Below are 16,970 nucleotides of genomic sequence, written 5' to 3'. Positions count from 1 at the left end.
TGGTCTGCTGCGCGGCTTCGCCGGAGGTTGCGGTTTCCACGGTCACGGTCTGCTGCGGCCCCGACTTGAGGTGTCCGGCTTGCTGGGCGCGCACACGCAGGCGCTGCACGGCATTGAAAACCTCCTTCTGCTGGGCCAGAAATGCATCCCCCAGCTTCTGGGTCCAGTCCAGCTTGTCGCCCATTGGCGCAAGGATCTGCGGAAACGCCACCAGCGATTTCACGCTGACGTCCCAGGATTCGTTCTGCACCGCCTTGACTGCGTCGTCACCCTTGAGGTTCGGATGGGCCTTGCTCCAGCGCGCGGCGAGGGCGACTTCCAGCGGGTAGGTGGAGGCCATCAATACCTGTGACAGCAGCGGATCGGGATAGAGCGCGATCGGCGCGACCAGCGCCTCGATTTCTTCCGCCTTGTAAGGCGCGGGTTCCTTCTGGGCCTGCACCGCGCCCTCGCGGGACATCGCCGGCGTGGCCGTACCCGCTGCGGGCGGAGCGGCGCTTTGGCACCCGCCGAGCACAAGCAGGACACAGCAAGCGGTAGTCAGGGCGCGGGGGTTCATGGCGACACCTTCCGCCAGCCGGGAGCCGGATCAAAGGATGTCGTTGCCGCTGCCTTGGTGGCGCTGTTGGTCCCGAGGTCGCGCTCATAGACCTGGCCCTTGTGGCTGACGATGAAGCTCATCACGCCGGTGTCGCCGTAGCGTACCGGCCAGGCCATGACCGCGAAGCCTCCGAACAGCTTGCCATCGACGACATAGTCTAAGCTGCCGCCATCGCCGTGCGCCTCTTGCGCGGTAAGGAGCTTGTAATGGTAGCCGTGGTAGCCCTCCTTGCTTGCATTGCGCGTGCCGGCGTCACGGAAAGCCAGCCCGAGCGGGCTTTGTGGCTCATCCGGTCCGCTCGGCCAGTAGAGCCCGTCGTGCCTGCCCGGTGAACTGGACAGCCTGCCGGCGTAGACGAGCCGTTTCTCGCCATCGTGGGTCGTCTGGGCGTATTCGGTCTGCGCATCGCAGATGGCCCGCATGGTCTGGATCACCGCGAGTTCATTGCGCCCGATGCGGCGCAGGCGCATTTCCCGGGCGCCGGCCAGTGTGTCGAACTGCCAGCCCTTGGCTGACTTGACTAGCGGTACGGGCAGGGTCCATCCGTCGTCGCCCGCGACGATGGACGCGTGCTTGCCCCTTTGTTGCACGCGATGCGCTTGTGCCCAGGCCGTGTTGAACTTGTTCCGCGCTTCGGCGCCGACCGGGGGAATGATGTCGCGGTAGCCGGCGCCCAGCATGGCTCGCATGGCCGTCTCGTCGTCATTGAGGACCGCCTGGCCAAAGGCCGCCATGGCTGCATCCGGCGAGTCGAAAGCCTGGCGCGCGAAGGCATGCGTCGCACCAAACAGGCAGATGCAGCTCAGCGCGGCGAGGAGCCCGCAAGAAAATCTCGGCAGTCTTGCCATGGCCCAGTCCCTGAGCGTCATGATTTGCCAGCGCGCTGGTCGCATGGGAAGGCGCCACCTGGCGTAAATGGTCAGCCCCGGGCTGCGGGTCGCGTTCGGGCACGCAGGCGGATCGACGTATGCGGCCTGATCGCGGCGGTGGAAAGTGCGGTGCAGCATGGGTCGGGGCTCCGATTCAAAGCAAGAGCGGCACGCCGGTCATAAAGAATATTGGCGATGTAGATGACGCCGCGGTCGCGATTGCCGCAAGCAGTGGGGCGAGCGGTGTCCAGCAAGCCTGGATGCGGCGCCCCCTTCGCAATGACCTCCCTTGTGCTAAGGTTTATATGACCTTTTCTGAGGAAATGCCAGTGTGGCGCTGACGACGCCGGGCAATAGAGGCGACGCGATGGGACTGGTACGCTTGAGCATCGAAGGACGCTCGGTCGAAGCACCGGCAAACTGCTCCATCCTGCAGGCCTTCCTGCATGCGGGGGAAACGCTTGTCGAAGGCGTCGGCTGCATGGGCCAGGGGGTGTGCGGCTCATGCCGCGTCATGGTGCGGCGCAACGGCGACCAGGATGTCAAGACCGCGCTCGCCTGCGAAACGCTGGTCGAAGACGGCATGCAGGTCGCGTTCCTGGATTACTTCACGGCGTCGGAGCGGCACGTCTATCGTATTGAGGAGATCGGCGACAGCTGGGACGCCTTGCAAACAATCTCTGAAGTATTCCCGGAGGCCGCCCATTGCCGTCACTGCAGCGGATGCGACCGGGCCTGTCCGAAGGGACTCGATGTTCAAGAGGGCGTGAGGTTCGCTGTGGAGGGCAAGCTGACCGCCTCGGGCCAGGTGTTCGACGAATGCGTCATGTGCAACCTGTGCACGCTGGCCTGCCCCGAGCACATCCGGCCCAACCATCTCGGCCTGTTCGTGCGGCGGATGATCGCGGCGCAGACGCTGCGGCCGGCCAATCTCATGCTGCGCCTGCAGCAGATCGAGAGCGGCGCGATGACGATCGACTTCGACGCACCCGGCGCGCAGCCGCCGCGCTGACGGGACGAACCATCATGCCGGCTGGTATCCCCTACGAAGAGGCGCGCAAGCGCTACCGTCCCGGTGTGGCGCCCGCGGTGCGCGGCGATGACATCTCCGTCGAAGCACTGCTAAAGGCCTATCACCCCGACCACGGGCCCAATGCGCGCGTCGCGCTGGCCGTCGGCGTCAACCGCGGCGAGCCTTGTCAGCCGGATCTCGCGCGCTATCTGCAAGCCAACGCGCTGATCGACGACGTCGACATTGCCGGGGCGCAACTCGTATCCACCGATGTGCTGATCATCGGCGGGGGCGGTGGCGGCTGCGCGGCGGCGCTGACCGCGGCCAGGCAAGGCGCGCAGGTAATTCTCGCCACCAAGCTGCGCCTCGGTGACAGCAACACCGTGATGGCCGAAGGCGGGATCCAGGCAGCCATCGGCGAGGACGACAGTCCCCAATTGCATTTTGAGGACACCTTGCGCGCCGGCCACTTCTGCGGCGAGCCCGAGCTGGTCGCGCAGATGGTGATGGACGGACCCGACGTGATCCGCTGGCTGATCCGACTGGGCATGATGTTCGACCAGGAGGAGGACCGGCCCCTCGGCGGCAATCTCCTGCGCAAGAAGCCCGGGGGGGCATCGGCCGCGCGCATTCTCTCCTACCGCGACTACACCGGGCTGGAAATGATGCGCGTGTTGCGCGAGGCGGTGGACCTGGAGCCGGGCATCGCGGTGTGGAACCGCTGCCCCGCCGTCGAGCTGCTGTCCGACGAGCGGGGGCGCTGCGCCGGGGCGGTGATCTACAACCTCGAATGGCGAACCTTCGTGCTGGTGCGCGCGCGCGCCGTGATTCTCGCCACCGGCGGGGCGGGGCGCCTGCACCTGAATGCATTCCCGACGTCGAACCACTACGGGGCCACCGCAGACGGCCTGGTGCTGGCCTATCGGATCGGGGCGCGCCTGCGCGAGCTCGACTCGTTCCAGTACCACCCCACCGGCATCGCCTACCCAACCCACCTGGCAGGCGGCCTGATCTCGGAAGCCGCCCGCTCGGCCGGCGCGAAGCTGATCAACGGCGAGGGCGAGCGTTTCGTCGATGAACTCAAGCCACGGGACATCGTGGCCTCGGCGATCCTGCGCGAATGCGCGCAGGGGCGCGGCATCGAGCGGGACGGCCAGGTCGGTGTCTTCCTCGACACGCCGACGCTGGAAATGGAAAACCCCGGCATCCTAGAGAAGCGGCTCGTGACGCTGCGCCATCTCGCCCACAAGTGCGGGCAGGATGCGTCCCAGGAGCCTTTCCTTGTCTACCCGACCCTGCACTACCAGAACGGCGGCGTTGCCATCGACAAGGAGGGCGCGACCAGCGTGCCAGGGCTCTATTGCGTTGGCGAGGTCACGGGCGGCATTCATGGGCGCAACCGGCTGATGGGCAACGCGCTGCTCGATATCCTGAGCATGGGCCGGCGCGCGGGTGCCAGCGCGGCGCAAGCCGGGCGCAGCGTCATGGCCGCGCGCGCCGGAATCGGCCACGTGCACGCCTGGCAGCGGGAATTGATGCTGGCCGGGCTGCCCCTGCATGTCAAGGCACCGCAACTGTTCCCCGGCTATGCGAATTTCGATCTGCGCGTCGACGCAGGGTTGCGCACCGGCGCGTGGGGCCGGGCGGTCGGCGGCACCCGGTAGTGCGGGGCATGGAGCGCGCGATGGAACAGCTCAATCAGGTTCTGCTCAACGAGGACATCCGGGTCGGCGCCGACCTGGATGCCTGGCTGGCCCGCGGCGGCGGGGAGGGGCTGGCCCGGGCGCTGCGCGAGCCGGCTGCGGTCATTGCCGAGATCGAGCAGGCCGACCTGCGAGGGATGGGTGGCGCCGGCTTCGCGACGCATCGCAAATGGGCACCGGTGGCTGCCGCGGCAGCTGCCGACAAATACATCATCTGCAATGGCAACGAAGACGAGCCGGGGACGTTCAAGGACCGCTTCCTGCTTGAGCACACACCGCACCAGGTGATCGAGGGCGCGCTGATCGCCGCGGCCGCCACCCGCGCCAACCACGTGGTGCTGTACGTCAATCCCCATCAGCCGCTGTCGCTGGCGCGGGCGCGCGAGGCGGTGCAGCAATGGCAGGCACACCCGCAGTTCGCCGAGCTGGCCGGGCTGGTCGGCGGACCGGTATCGCTTTGCGTCCTGCCCAGCTCTGGCTTGTATATCGGCGGCGAGGAAACCGCGGTCATCGCGAGCGTCGAGGGCGGGTTTCCGTTTCCGCGCCGCAAGCCGCCGTTTCCCGCCGAACACGGCGTGCATGGCGCACCGACCGTCGTCAACAACACCGAGACGTTGGCCCACGTACCGGGCATCTTGCGCAACGGTGCCCAGTGGTATCGCAGCCTCGGCATCGGCCATGCCGCGGGAACCAAGCTGTATTCGCTCTCGGGCGATGTCTTGCGGCCTGGCCTGTACGAGCTGCCGATGGGAACGAGCCTTGAAACCCTGGTGTTCCGGCATGGCGGCGGGATGCTCCAGGGCAAGGAGTTCAAGGCGGTCTTCACGGGCGGTCCCTCCAATACGCTGCTGACCAAGCGCGATCTCGATGTGGCGCTGGACTTCGACTCCGTGCGGCAACGGCGTTCGCGGCTGGGAACCGGTGCGATGATCGTGGTGTCGGAAGGGACCAGCATCGTCCGCAAAGTCGCCGAGTACGTGAGCTTCTTCGCCCAGGGCTCGTGCGGCCAGTGCCCGCCGTGCAAGGGCGGGACCTTCCAGCTGATGCGCCTGCTGAACCGGATCGATACTGGCCGCGGCGTGCGCGCGGACCTGGAATCGTTGGAAAACCTGTGCCGCATCCTTCCGGGCAGCGGGCGCTGCGGCCTGATCGACGGCGCCGTGACGGTGGTAGACAGTTCCCTCCATCAGTTCCGGGAAGAATACGAGGCGCTCCTGATGGCATAGGTCCGGCAGCGAGCATCCGGTTTGCGAGGCGTCGCGCCATGCGAGCGCGCTGCCGCGCGCAGCGATGTCTTAGCGTCTTGTGGGTTCGCCGAACGGCGGCCAGGCGGCTTTTCCAATGGATGCGATGGGCGAGATCACGGAGCCAACCATGCACTACATTGCACGTTATTCGTTGTGCTTGTCGATGGCTTTAGTCGGGGCCTGCGGCAACCGCGAGCAGCCGCCAGCGCCGGCAAGCGGTACAACACCCGTCGCCGCCGGCAGTGAAGCGGTTGCCATACCGCCACCCCAGCGAGCCGATGATATGCCGCAGCAGGCTGGACCTGGCCGCTATCAGATCGTGAGTCAACCCCAGGTCCGCGCAGGCCCCTTCTTGCTCGACACCCAGACGGGTCGCATCTGGCAGTTGCGGGAATTCCCCGGACTTGAAGGCGCACCGAGTGCATGGCGCGAGATGACGATCATCGATGACAGGGGCGCAATGGGGATCACGACGGCGCAGTTCCAGAAACTCTATCCGCCGCGGCATGCTGCGCCGCGGCGGCGGTAGCGGGCGTGCCCTGATGCCAAAGTCGCCGACGGCAGTCTTCAGCGCGGCAGGAAGAAGAAGGTGAGGGCGAGGGCAAAATAGACGACCAGGAGCTGCGTGCCCTTGAACCAGTCGGCGTGCCCGTCGCTCGCCATTTGCGCCGTGACCAGCACGGACAGGACCACCATCAAAACCAGGGCGGGACGAAAGGCCAGGTCCATCGGGGCCGGACCGATAAAATGGCTCGTCAGTACCAGCACCGGCGCGACAAACAGTGCCACCTGGACGCTCGAGCCGACCGCAATGGAGAAAGACAGGTCCATGCGATTCCTCAAGGCTGCGGTAATGGCCGATGCATGCTCGGCCGCATTTCCGAGGATCGCCACCACAAAGGCACCAACGAATATGTCGCTGAGGGCGTAGGTGCGCATCATGGGGCCGAGCGCACCCACCATGATCTCGCTCATCCACGCCGTCCCTACGGTGGCTGCCGCCAGTATCGCTATCGCCCGCGCTACGGACGAGGAGGGCGGGTCCTCCACGCCTTCCGGAGCAACCGCCTTTGCTTCGTATGCGCCGCGGAACAGCGCGGGGTGAGTGACCAGCGAGAACACCAGGTACAGCGCATAGACGACCAGAAGCGCGATGGAAATCCAGGCGCTGAGCCGGTACAGCACGGCTGTCGTGCCTTCTACCGCTTCAAAGCTGGCAGGCAGGATCAGCGCGATCGCCGACAATATGAGCATGGTCGCCTGGGAACGCGCGCCGCGCGGGTTGAAGCTTTGCTCGGGATAGCGAATGCCGCCTGCGAGCATCGCGGCGCCAAACACCAGCAGCATATTTCCGACAATGGAACCGACGATGGTGGCTTCCACCACCTGATGGAGGCCGGCACGCAAGGCGACAAGTGCGATGATAAGTTCAGCCGCATTGCCGAATGTCGCATTTAGCAGCCCCCCGACCGCTTCGCCCATGCGCTCCGCGAGTTGCTCTGTGGCATGGCTCATCCGCCCGGCAAGCGGCAGGATGGCCAGGGAGGAAGCGATAAAGATCAGGAGGTGGTGATCGGAAGCAAGGAATTCCAGGGCGATTGCGATCGGCACAAAGATCAGAAGCAAATTCATCCACATGGATTGCCTCCTTCTTCCGGTGATGACAGCTCGTCCTCGAACGGTCCTTTTATCTCCCACCGGGGTTGCAGGCAAGAGACAAAACAGCTTTGTACAGCCGCGGGTAGTTCGATCAGGCCGATCGACTCACCTGATCGGTTGCCCGACGGCAAGGAGGTTGCCCTCGCTGTCTCTGAACCAGGCACCTTTCTCGCCTATGCCACCCTTGGACGGGTAGTTCCCCTGGACCTCGGCGATCCCATTGGTGGTCTTGAGGCCGGGAAGATCGTATTCTTCGAACACGACTCCCTGCTGCCGTAGCTCGCCAACGGTTGCCTGGATGTCATCGACCTCCCAGGCCATTTGTGTGTGACTGCCAGAGGCCGAGCCAGCCGACTCGAAAAGTACGAAGTAGCTGTTGCCGCACTTGTAGCGCAGGCCGCCGGGCCGTTCCTCGACTGGCTCAAGACCGAGCTTGCTCGAGTAGAAGGATCTCGCTCGTGCGAGGTCCTGCGCAGGTATCCTGGCCGCGACGTCACTGTTCTGAAGCATGGGAAACCCTCCTGGTCAAGGCTGGACCTGTGACTAGCTTAGGCGTGGGACGGGCGCTAGAGAAAGGGGTATCAGCATGACGGTACTGGTTCTGGGATTGATCATTTTTCTGGGTTCGCACTCGGTACGTATGGTTGCCGACCCATGGCGCACCGCGCAGATTGCCAGGCTCGGCCCCCGTCGCTGGAAAGGCTTGTACACCGTGGTTTCGATTGCCGGCCTGGCGCTGGTTGTCTGGGGCTACGGCCTGGCCAGCGCGGATCCTGTGGTGGTCTGGACGCCGCCGGTGTGGGGGCGGTACGTTGCCGCGTTACTCGCGATCCCGGCCTTTGTGCTGATTGCGGCGGCATATGTGCCTCGCAACCGCATCAAGGCTGCGCTTGGTCATCCGATGCTGGCAGGCGTGCAGGCCTGGGCGCTGGGGCACCTGCTTGCCAACGGAACACTCGCCGCAGTGGTGCTGTTTGGCGCGTTCCTGGCGTGGGCGGTGGCGGACTTCGTGTCAGCGCGCCGGCGGGACCGGGAAGCAGGAACCAGCTACCCGACCGGGACACCTGCGCGTGATGCATTGGTGGCGGTCGTGGGGCTGGCAGGCTGGGCGCTGTTCGGATTCGTGCTTCACGCATGGATGACCGGCGTGCGGGCGTTCGGGTAAGCGAAAAATCGGGCGGTTAGCATGGACATGTCGGGCAGCGCTTCATCCCGGCAGAGCAAAGGGATTAAATCCGGTGCGTTGATAGCCCTCCGCCGTCACAGCATCGTCCAGCGCCAGGGTGGCAAGGTCATCGGCCACGGCCTCGGCCTGCGGGTCGCGTTCCAGCGAGATGACCTTCAGGTAGCCGTGGCACACGCCGCAGCTTTCGGCACGCACAGTGGCTTCGGGGGTGTCGAAGCTGAGGTAGTCAAGCTCCGAGGCGTCGCCGCAGTTGGTGCATTTCGCCCGCACCATGTGCCACTGGCTCTCGCAGAGCGCGCAATGCAGATAGCGCATGCGCTGGCGATCGCCGATCAGGATCAGGCTTGCCACGGGGGCAGTGCCGCAGACCGGGCAGGAGGCGTGCTCGGCCGGGCCGCTGTCGGGCACGGGAGCCGCCCGCGCGGCGCTGGCGCATTGCAGCGAGAGGGCAGCCCAGAGGAAGGGTGCGATTGCCGCCGGCACCGCGTCAAAGCGGCCCTCGGTCAGCGCCTGGGCGGCGCCAAGGCGCGCATCCGCAGGGAGGGCGCGCAGCGCCGCAAGATGCGGGGCGACCGGGGCGGGAACATCGTGCGCGATCCGCTCGATCAAACGATCAAGCAGGGCGCCCCAATGCCCCTCCTGCGGGATGGCCCTGGCGTCTGCCGGGCCGGACCCACCGGCCTCGGGCACAAGCGAGGCCTGTACCTCGGCCACGCGGGCGGCCAGACGCAGGTAATCGGCAAGGTCGTGCCCATCGGCCAGTGCGCGCAGGCGCGCGGCGCGGCGGCTGTAAAGACCGGCAAGGTCTGGCTGGATCAGCGGGGTGAAATGGAGGGAGGCCGCGTTCGACGGCAGTGTTGCCGGCGTTGTCTGATGCTGGTTCATGCCTCGTTCCCCTTTGCTTCCGCCGCTTTCGACTCCTTCGCCTTCAACTCGCCATACCAGCGGTCATGGTGCTGCCTGGCCCAGGCGCGCGAGACGTAGCCCGTCACCATGCCCGTGATCGAGCCGCGGACCCAGATCGCCAGATAGATGTGGCCCACGATCAGCAGGATCAGGCCGATCCCCGCGACGGAATGAGCCAGGATCGCCAGGCGGAGCACGGGAATCGGGAAATACTCGGCGAAATAGGCGCGCCACATGATCAACCCGGAGATCAGCAGGGCCAGGATCGAAGCCATGATGAGCCAGAACAGCACCTTCTGGCCGGCGTTGTACTTGCCGATCTGCAGCGGTTCGCCGCCATGCTGGTTCAGCAGCACCTCCCTGGCGCGGCGGAACCAGATCGCGTCGGTGCGCGCGGGCATGTTGTAGCCGACGAAGCGCCAGAACATGTAGCAAAGCCCCGCGAAAACCGCGATGCCCAGGAACGGGTGGAGCAGCCGCGCCATCTGCGGCGTGCCAAGGAGGCCGCTCAGCCAGCTCACCGTCGGGAAGAACCACGAGATTCCCGAAACCGCCGCGAGGAAGAAGCAGAACACAATCGCCCAGTGACACAGCCGCTCGGCGAATTTGGTGCGTAGGATCAGGTCGTTGTTGGTTGCCATTGCCGCTCTCCGCTTATGCCGCGCCGTCGGTCGGGGCGTCGTGATCGTCTGTTTCGGTGGTGTTGGGGCCGACCGCCATGAAATGCGCCGCCATGCCCACGACCGCCGCCGCGCCGACGAAGCCGGCGACGGGCTTCAGCCCATCCTTCCAGCCCGAGACCACGGAGCTGATCTCCGGGTCCTTCGGCAAGCCCGCGTAACGCTTCGGGTCGTCGGCATGTTGCAGCACATACATCACGTGGGTACCGCCGACCCCCGCCGGGTCATACAGGCCTGCCTTGTCATAGCCGCGCTCGTTCAATTCGGTCACGCGCTCGGCGGCGAGGGACTGCATCTCAGCCTTCGAGCCGAAGGCGATGGCGCCGGTCGGGCAGGTCTTGACGCAGGCAGGCTCCTGCCCGACCGAGACGCGGTCCGAGCACAGCGTGCACTTGTAGGCCTTGTTGTCCAGCTTGGAAATACGCGGCACGTCGAAGGGGCAGCCCGCGACGCAATAGCCGCAGCCGATGCACAGGTCGGACTGGAAGTCGACGATGCCGTTGGCATACTGCACGATGGCGCCGGGCGCCGGGCAGGCTTTCAGGCAGCCGGGATCCTCGCAATGCATGCAGCCGTCCTTGCGGATCAGCCATTCCAGCTTGCCCGCCTGGTCCTCATGCTCGGTGAAGCGCATCAGGGTCCAGGTGTTGGGCGACAGGTCGCGCGGATTGTCGTAGACACCGACATTCTCCTGCACGTCGCCGCGCAGGTCGTTCCATTCGTTGCAGGCGACCTGGCACGCCTTGCAGCCGATGCAGATCGACACGTCGATCAGCTTGGCCACTTCCATCTGATGGTCGCGGATGCGAGGGGCGGGAGTCAGCTCTGACGAGGCCGAGCTACGGATGATGTTCTGCGAGTTCATGCTTGTGCTCCCGCCACTTTTTCAATGTTTACGAGGAATGCCTTGAACTCCGGCGTTTGCGAATTGGCGTCGCCGACACCCGGCGCGAGCGTATTGGCGAGATAACCCTTGCGGGTCGCCCCCTCGAAGCCCCAATGGCAGGGGATGCCGATCTGATCGACCGCCTGCCCGGCCACCTGGAGCGTGCGCATGCGCTTGGTCACCACGGCCTTGGCAGTGATGTAGCCGCGCTTGGTCGTGATCTTCACCGTGTCGCCATGGGCGATGCCCTTGTCCGCGGCCAGCTTCTCGCCGATCTCGACGAATTGCTCGGGCTGGAGCATGGCGTTCAGGTGCGAGTGCTTGGTCCAGTGGCGGAACAGTTCCGTGATGGAATAGGTCGTGGCGACATAGGGAAACTCGGTGCGGTTGCCCATCCGCTGCGCATCGTTCTGGAAGATGCGGGCGGTCGGGTTGTGGGTGACCTTGTCGTGCAGGGGGTTCCTGGCGATCGGGCTTTCGACCGGCTCGTAATGCTCGGGGAAGGGGCCGTCGATCATGCCGCCGACGGAGAACAGGCGCCCCACGCCTTCGGGCAGCATGATGAAGGGTCCGACGGGCGTGCCGGGCGCCGCAGTGAGCGGAAAGTCGGGCACGTCAGCGCCCACCCATTTCTCGCCGTTCCAATGCAGGATCTGGCGCTTGGGGTCCCAGGGGTTCCCCATCTCGTCCATCGAGGCACGGTTGTAGAGGATGCGGCGGTTCGCAGGCCACGACCAGGCCCAGCCCGGCGTGTTGCCGAGGCCGGTGTCGGTGTTGTCGCGCCTGGCCATCTGGTTGCCCGCCTCGGTCCAGGAACCGGCGAAAATCCAGCAGTAGCTTGAGGTGGTGCCGTCGTCGCGCAGCTGCGCGAACGAATCCAGCAACTGGCCCTTGCGCAGGATCTTCTTCCCGGTCTCGTCGAACACGTCTGCCAACGCGTAGCCGTTGGCTTCCTTGGCCATTTCCTCGGGATGGGGACTGTGCGGATCGTGATAGGTCGCCTCGTCCCAGGTCATGTGCAGCACCTGTTCCGGGCAGGCGCCGCCTTCCTTCTCGTAAAGCCGCCGCAGCTCCATCATGATGCCGCCGAGGATGGCCGGATCATGCCGCGCCTCTCCCGGCGGCTGCTGTCCCGCGTAGTGCCATTGCAGCCAGCGACCGGAGTTCACCACCGTCCCGTCTTCTTCTGCAAAGCAGCTGGACGGCAGCCGGAAGACCTCGGTCATGATCTCTTCGGTCTTGACGTCGTTGAACTTGCCTTCGTTGCGCCAGAAGTTGGAGGTCTCGGTCACCAGCGGGTCGATGACCACGAGGAACTTCAGTTTCGACAGCGCTGCCGAGGTCTTGTTCTTGTCAGGCATCGCCGCCAGCGGGTTGAACCCCTGGACCACATAGCCGTTGACCTTGCCCTCGTACATCAGGTCGAAATAGGCCAGCATGTCGTAGCTGCGGTCCCACTTTGGCAGCAGGTCAAAGGCCCAGTTGTTTTCCGCCGTGGCATGCTCGCCGAACAGGTTCTTCTGCAGTGAGACGAAGAACTTGGGCAGGTTCTTCCAGTAGTTCACCTGATCGGGCAGGACGGCCTTGGGCGTGGCATCGGCCAGGTATTGCTTCAGGGTCTGCTGCTTGTCGGTGGGCAGGTCCATGTAGCCCGGCAGCCGCACCGACAGCAGGCCAAGGTCGGTATAGCCCTGGATGTTGGAGTGTCCGCGCAGCGCATTCACGCCGCCGCCGGACATGCCGACATTGCCCAGCAGCAGCTGGATCATCGCGGCGCCGCGGATAATCTGCGCGCCGCCGGTATGGTGCGTCCAGCCGAGCGCGTAAAGCCAGGTCAGCGTCTTGTCCTTCGCCGAGCAAGAGCCGACGATCTCGGCGATCTGCAGGAAGTCGGCCTTCCGGACGCCGGTGATCTCCTCGACCTTCTCGGGCGTGTAGCGTGACACGTGCTGCTTCAGCAGGCTCAGCACGCAGCGTGGATGGCGCATCGAGGGATCGCGTTTCGCGTTCCCCGCCGCGTCGAGCTCATAGTTCCAGGAGGATTTGTCGTAGACGAGCTTCTGTGGATCGAAGCCCGAGAACAGCCCTTCGTCGAAGCCGAAATCCTCGCGCACGATCAGGGGCGCATTGGTGTAGGCGCGCACATAGTCGTGCTGGATCTTGTCGTGCTGCAGCAGCCAGTTGACCATGCCCATCAGGAAGGCCGTGTCCGAGCCCGCCCGGATCGGCGAGAAGATATCGGCAACCGAGGCGGTGCGGTTGAAGCGCGGATCGATGACGATGACCTTGGCCTTGTTCTTGATCTTGGCCTCGATCACCCATTTGAAGCCGACCGGATGGGCCTCGGCCGGGTTGCCGCCCATGACCATGACGACATTGGCGTTCTTGATGTCCACCCAGTGGTTGGTCATCGCGCCGCGGCCGAAGGACGGCCCCAGTGCCGAAACCGTTGGCCCGTGGCACAGGCGTGCCTGGCAGTCCAGCGCCAGCATGCCGAGCGAGCGGGCAAACTTGAAGTCGAGAACCCCGGTTTCATTGGACGCCGCCGACGAGGCGAGCATGCCCGAACTCAGCCAGCGGTTCACCAGCTGTCCCTTCTCGTTGCGCGCGATGAAGTTCTTGTCGCGGTCGTCCTTCAGCAGGCGGGCGATGCGCCTGGTCGCATCGTCCCAACTGATGCGCACCCACTCCTTCGACCCTGGCGCGCGGTATTCCGGATACTGCAGCCGGTTTTTCGAATGGACGATGTCCAGCAGCCCCGCGCCCTTGGGGCAGAGCGAACCACGACTGACGGGGTGATCGGGATCCCCCTCGATGTGGAAGATGCGAGGCTTCGCGTTTTTGGCGCCGTCACCCAGCGAATACATCAGCAGGCCGCACCCGACCGAGCAATAGGTGCAGTTGTTGCGCGTCTCTTTGGCACGCAGCAGCTTGTAGGGGCGCACGCCGGCAGGAGCCTGCGCCCAGGCTGTACCCAGGCCCAGTGCCGAGGCCGAGACGGCAACAGATCCAAAGCCAAGGATCTTGAGGAACTGTCGACGTCCGATATTGGTGGTGTAAGTCATCGTGGTCTCATCGTCATTTCTTCTTCCGCCCATCCCTGCTGCCAGGGGTGGGGGCGATCGCATTCGAGACCCGCAGCTTCATTTGGGCGCACGTATCCCCGGGGCGCCCGGATCGCGATCGATCACGCGGATGCCCCGTCCGGCACGCCCCTGAGGCGCACGCGCAAGAGGATGACCAACCACAAATGACGTCGCGTCGCCGGTCACGACGCGACGTCATCCGTGCCGGTTTTCCGCGCGCACGGCTCCACGAGCGGAGAAATGCCGCTCAGGTTCGAATGCAGATTAATTTGGATAAGCGATGAGAATGAGCCCGAAACGCCCTGCGGATTGCCCTGCAGATGCGCGGCCCCACCGGGGCACGACGTCGGGACGGGTATCGCTCGCTGAGGAGCGTAGCACGACCGGCCCATTACTCCAAATAGGGGAAAATCCGGTTCGGCGCGGGCAGCTTATGCCCTCTGGGAGAGTCACGCTTGACTTCCATGCCGGCCGTTTCTACCAATGATATTGAACAGAACAGCAATTGGCCTGCGCCGCTGGCATTCCTGCATGCGGCGTGGGCCTGAAGGATCTTTGCACTCCATAGGCTGGCAGAGGCCAGATGAGTGATCATGCAAGAGCAGACATTTCGCGCCCTGCTGTACCGCTACTTCTTCTTCGGCTGGCTATTCCGGGACGCCAGCAAGGGCAACCGCGCTGAACGAGCCCTCGCCTGGCATTTCAACAAGGCGCGCGCGCATTGGCTGTTAACGTACATGCGGCGCTGGCTCTGGTGCGGTATCTGCTTCTATGCGCTGGGTAGCGTGGTGGAACTGGTGCTGTCCGCGCCTGCGCTGTCCGCGATCTTCTACGTGCCCGGCGCGCTCTGCGTGCCGGTCAATGTTGTCATCGTGGTGGTCTGGATCGGCCTGAAGACGCTGCCCGGGCCGCTGTAGGCTGCGACCGGCTGCTCCTGCGCCTGGCGTCTTCATGGTGTTCTCTACCGGGCCACACGTACAGCTTCTGCATGGAAGCGCACAAGAAAATGTTTGATGAGAACCCCGCGAGCTGTCTCGCCGGACAAAAAACGCCAACCCGTATGGGTTGGCGTTTTGCTTGGGGTATTACCGGGATCAGAACTGGTTCATGGTGTTGTCTTTACCCGCCGCTTTCAGGGCCGCTTCGCCGCTGAAATACTCCTTGTGGTCGTCGCCGATGTCCGAACCAGACATGTTCTGGTGCTTGACGCAGGCGATGCCCTGACGGATTTCCTTACGCTGCACGCCAGCCACATAACCCAGCATGCCCTGGTCGCCGAAGTATTCCTTGGCCAGGTTGTCGGTCGACAGTGCGGCGGTGTGGTAGGTCGGCAGCGTGATCAGGTGGTGGAAGATACCTGCTTCGCGCGACGCGTCTTCCTGGAAGGTCCGGATCTTTTCGTCGGCAAGCTTCGCCAGTTCGGTCTGATCGTATTCCACGCTCATCAGCTGCGCGCGGTCATATGCCGACACATCCTTGCCCGCGGCTTTCATTGCGTCATACGCCTGCTGGCGGAAGTTCAGGGTCCAGTTGAACGACGGGCTGTTGTTGTACACCAGCTTGGCGTTCGGGATGACCTTGCGAATCTCGCTGACCATGCCGCCGATCTGGGCGATATGCGGCTTTTCGGTTTCAATCCACAGCAGGTCAGCGCCGTTTTGCAGCGCGGTGATGCAATCCAGTACGCAGCGCGCTTCGCCCGTGCCGGCGCGGAACTGGAACAGGTTGCTGGGCAGGCGCTTGGGACGCAGCAGCTTGCCGTCGCGCTTGATGATAACGTCACCATTGCCCAGTGCGTCGGCCGACAATTCTTCGCAATCGAGGAAGGAATTGTATTGGTCGCCCAGGTCGCCTGGCGTGTTGGTCACGGCGATCTGCTTGGTCAGGCCTGCGCCCAGCGAGTCGGTACGGGCCACGATGATGCCGTCGTCCACCCCCAGTTCCAGGAAGGCGTAGCGGATGGCGCGGATCTTGGCCAGGAAGTCCTCATGCGGCACGGTGACCTTGCCATCCTGGTGGCCGCACTGCTTCTCGTCGGACACCTGGTTCTCGATCTGGATGCAGCATGCGCCTGCTTCAATAAACTGCTTGGCCAGCAGGTAGGTGGCTTCGGCGTTGCCGAAACCCGCGTCGATGTCCGCGATGATGGGCACCACGTGGGTGACGTGGTTGTCGATTTTTTCCTGGATGGCGGCCTTGGCAGGGCCTTCGGCCGCGTCCAGCTGGCGGAACAGACCGCCCAGTTCACGGGCGTCAGCCTGGCGCAGGAAGGTGTACAGCTCGCGGATCAGCGCGCTGACGGAGGTTTTTTCGTGCATCGACTGGTCCGGCAGCGGGCCGAACTCGGAGCGCAGCGCGGCCACCATCCAGCCGGACAGGTAAAGGTAGCGACGCTCGGTGCTGTTGAAGTGCTTCTTGATGGAGATCATCTTCTGCTGGCCGATGAAGCCGTGCCAGCAGCCCAGCGACTGGGTGTACTTCGACGAGTCGGCATCGTAGGCGGCCATGTCGGCGCGCATGATCTTGGCAGTGTACTTGGCGATGTCCAGGCCCGTTTTGAACTTGTTCTGGGCACGCATGCGGGCGGCATACTCGGGATTGATGGCGTTCCAGGCACTGCCGTGGTTCTCTTTCAAACCAGCAACTGCCTTAATGTCGTCTTGATACTGGGCCATGTGAATTTCCTAAGAATGAAGCGAGTTTGAAAAAATGGTTGGGTGTGCTGAGGGATGTCGAAGCAAGCAGCGTGGTCTCATTGTAGGGCCTTCTTGATGCGTCGCGGCAAAGTCTTATATAAGACATAAGAGTTGATTTTTCCTTATTTTTCAATGAGATAGACGGTGAATTTCTCAATGTGGAACGATTTTTCAGGGAACGAAAAATAGCGCTGGGGGAAACGCGGAGTGAATTCCACAATGTGAAACGCGCTTTCAGTTGTCGGAGGCGGGGGCGAGCAAGGATGGCTCGAGCATCGATAGCTGGGGATTTTGTAGACGTCTGTTCCAACGAACGGTGTCATGAGCCGGCGCAGCAGTGGCTTTCTTCGTGTCTGCTTCCCATTACTCCAAATAGGGGAAAATCCGGTTCGGCGCGGGCAGGTTATGCCCATTGCATTACACACAAGTCACTCGTGAC

15 protein-coding genes are annotated in these 16,970 nt (G+C 64.1%); 6 read left to right on the top strand and 9 right to left on the bottom strand.

All coding sequences use genetic code 11. From position 1 onward, the window contains the following. Positions 1-460, bottom strand: a 460-nt coding sequence (locus CF68_RS31660; protein WP_235205953.1) for a DUF3300 domain-containing protein, incomplete at its 3' end; no start/stop codon positions are given. Positions 461-555: 95 nt separating this feature from the next. After that, on the bottom strand, positions 556-1,449 hold the full coding sequence (locus CF68_RS31655; RefSeq protein ID WP_152548583.1) for a DUF2950 domain-containing protein: 894 nt from the start codon (positions 1,447-1,449) through the stop codon (positions 556-558). A 394-nt stretch (positions 1,450-1,843) separates the two neighbouring features. On the opposite strand from CF68_RS31655, the gene CF68_RS31650 reads away from it, so the two are divergent. From CF68_RS31650 to CF68_RS31635, 4 genes are all read left to right on the top strand, one after another. Then, positions 1,844-2,482, top strand: coding sequence for a 2Fe-2S iron-sulfur cluster-binding protein (locus CF68_RS31650; protein ID WP_035826831.1), 639 nt, complete (start codon positions 1,844-1,846; stop codon positions 2,480-2,482). Between the two features lie 14 nt (positions 2,483-2,496). Continuing rightward, positions 2,497-4,146, top strand: a complete 1,650-nt coding sequence (locus tag CF68_RS31645) for an FAD-binding protein (protein WP_035826824.1) — start codon at positions 2,497-2,499, stop codon at positions 4,144-4,146. A gap of 20 nt (positions 4,147-4,166) precedes the next feature. Next, positions 4,167-5,411 carry an NADH-quinone oxidoreductase subunit F gene (locus CF68_RS31640; RefSeq protein WP_035826823.1) on the top strand — a complete coding sequence of 415 codons (1,245 nt, stop codon included), beginning with the start codon at positions 4,167-4,169 and terminating at the stop codon, positions 5,409-5,411. A 148-nt stretch (positions 5,412-5,559) separates the two neighbouring features. Then, the gene (locus CF68_RS31635; protein ID WP_035826829.1) at positions 5,560-5,961 is read left to right on the top strand and encodes a hypothetical protein; all 402 of its coding nucleotides are present in this window, start codon (positions 5,560-5,562) and stop codon (positions 5,959-5,961) included. A 38-nt stretch (positions 5,962-5,999) separates the two neighbouring features. Here the strand turns inward: CF68_RS31635 and cax are convergent, their stop codons facing one another. Together cax and CF68_RS31625 are read right to left on the bottom strand one after the other, a co-directional pair. Continuing rightward, positions 6,000-7,070 carry a calcium/proton exchanger gene (gene cax / locus CF68_RS31630; RefSeq protein ID WP_035826821.1) on the bottom strand — a complete coding sequence of 357 codons (1,071 nt, stop codon included), beginning with the start codon at positions 7,068-7,070 and terminating at the stop codon, positions 6,000-6,002. 126 nt (positions 7,071-7,196) lie between these two features. After that, positions 7,197-7,601 carry a VOC family protein gene (locus CF68_RS31625; RefSeq protein WP_035826819.1) on the bottom strand — a complete coding sequence of 135 codons (405 nt, stop codon included), beginning with the start codon at positions 7,599-7,601 and terminating at the stop codon, positions 7,197-7,199. Positions 7,602-7,677: 76 nt separating this feature from the next. Between CF68_RS31625 and CF68_RS31620 the strand changes: the two genes are divergently transcribed. Then, positions 7,678-8,256 carry an NnrU family protein gene (locus CF68_RS31620; RefSeq protein WP_084187567.1) on the top strand — a complete coding sequence of 193 codons (579 nt, stop codon included), beginning with the start codon at positions 7,678-7,680 and terminating at the stop codon, positions 8,254-8,256. A gap of 42 nt (positions 8,257-8,298) precedes the next feature. Here CF68_RS31620 and fdhE read toward each other — a convergent pair whose 3' ends face one another. Genes fdhE through fdnG form a run of 4 tightly spaced genes read right to left on the bottom strand, consistent with a single transcriptional unit; the run spans position 8,299 to position 13,814 of the window. Further along, a complete protein-coding gene (fdhE, locus tag CF68_RS31615; RefSeq protein ID WP_051591781.1) occupies positions 8,299-9,162 on the bottom strand; it encodes a formate dehydrogenase accessory protein FdhE in 864 nt (287 codons plus the stop codon). Further along, positions 9,159-9,824, bottom strand: a complete 666-nt coding sequence (locus CF68_RS31610; protein ID WP_035826815.1) for a formate dehydrogenase subunit gamma — start codon at positions 9,822-9,824, stop codon at positions 9,159-9,161. The genes fdhE and CF68_RS31610 overlap by 4 nt, the downstream gene beginning before the upstream one ends. A gap of 13 nt (positions 9,825-9,837) precedes the next feature. After that, positions 9,838-10,728: a formate dehydrogenase subunit beta gene (gene fdxH, locus CF68_RS31605; RefSeq protein WP_035826812.1), complete on the bottom strand. Its 891-nt coding sequence runs from the start codon at positions 10,726-10,728 to the stop codon at positions 9,838-9,840. Further along, a complete protein-coding gene (gene fdnG, locus CF68_RS31600; RefSeq protein WP_084187566.1) occupies positions 10,725-13,814 on the bottom strand; it encodes a formate dehydrogenase-N subunit alpha in 3,090 nt (1,029 codons plus the stop codon). The genes fdxH and fdnG overlap by 4 nt, the downstream gene beginning before the upstream one ends. A 614-nt stretch (positions 13,815-14,428) precedes the next feature. Between fdnG and CF68_RS31595 the strand changes: the two genes are divergently transcribed. After that, positions 14,429-14,752, top strand: a complete 324-nt coding sequence (locus CF68_RS31595; RefSeq protein ID WP_035826808.1) for a hypothetical protein — start codon at positions 14,429-14,431, stop codon at positions 14,750-14,752. 177 nt (positions 14,753-14,929) lie between these two features. Here CF68_RS31595 and CF68_RS31590 read toward each other — a convergent pair whose 3' ends face one another. Beyond that, positions 14,930-16,510: an isocitrate lyase gene (locus tag CF68_RS31590; protein WP_035826806.1), complete on the bottom strand. Its 1,581-nt coding sequence runs from the start codon at positions 16,508-16,510 to the stop codon at positions 14,930-14,932. Positions 16,511-16,970: the final 460 nt, after the last annotated feature.

Origin of the sequence: Cupriavidus sp. SK-4 (assembly GCF_000611125.1) — a bacterium.
Lineage (GTDB): Bacteria > Pseudomonadota > Gammaproteobacteria > Burkholderiales > Burkholderiaceae > Cupriavidus > Cupriavidus necator.
The sequence above is the reverse complement of the archived record's forward strand: the minus strand, read 5'-3'. Positions and strand labels throughout refer to the sequence as shown.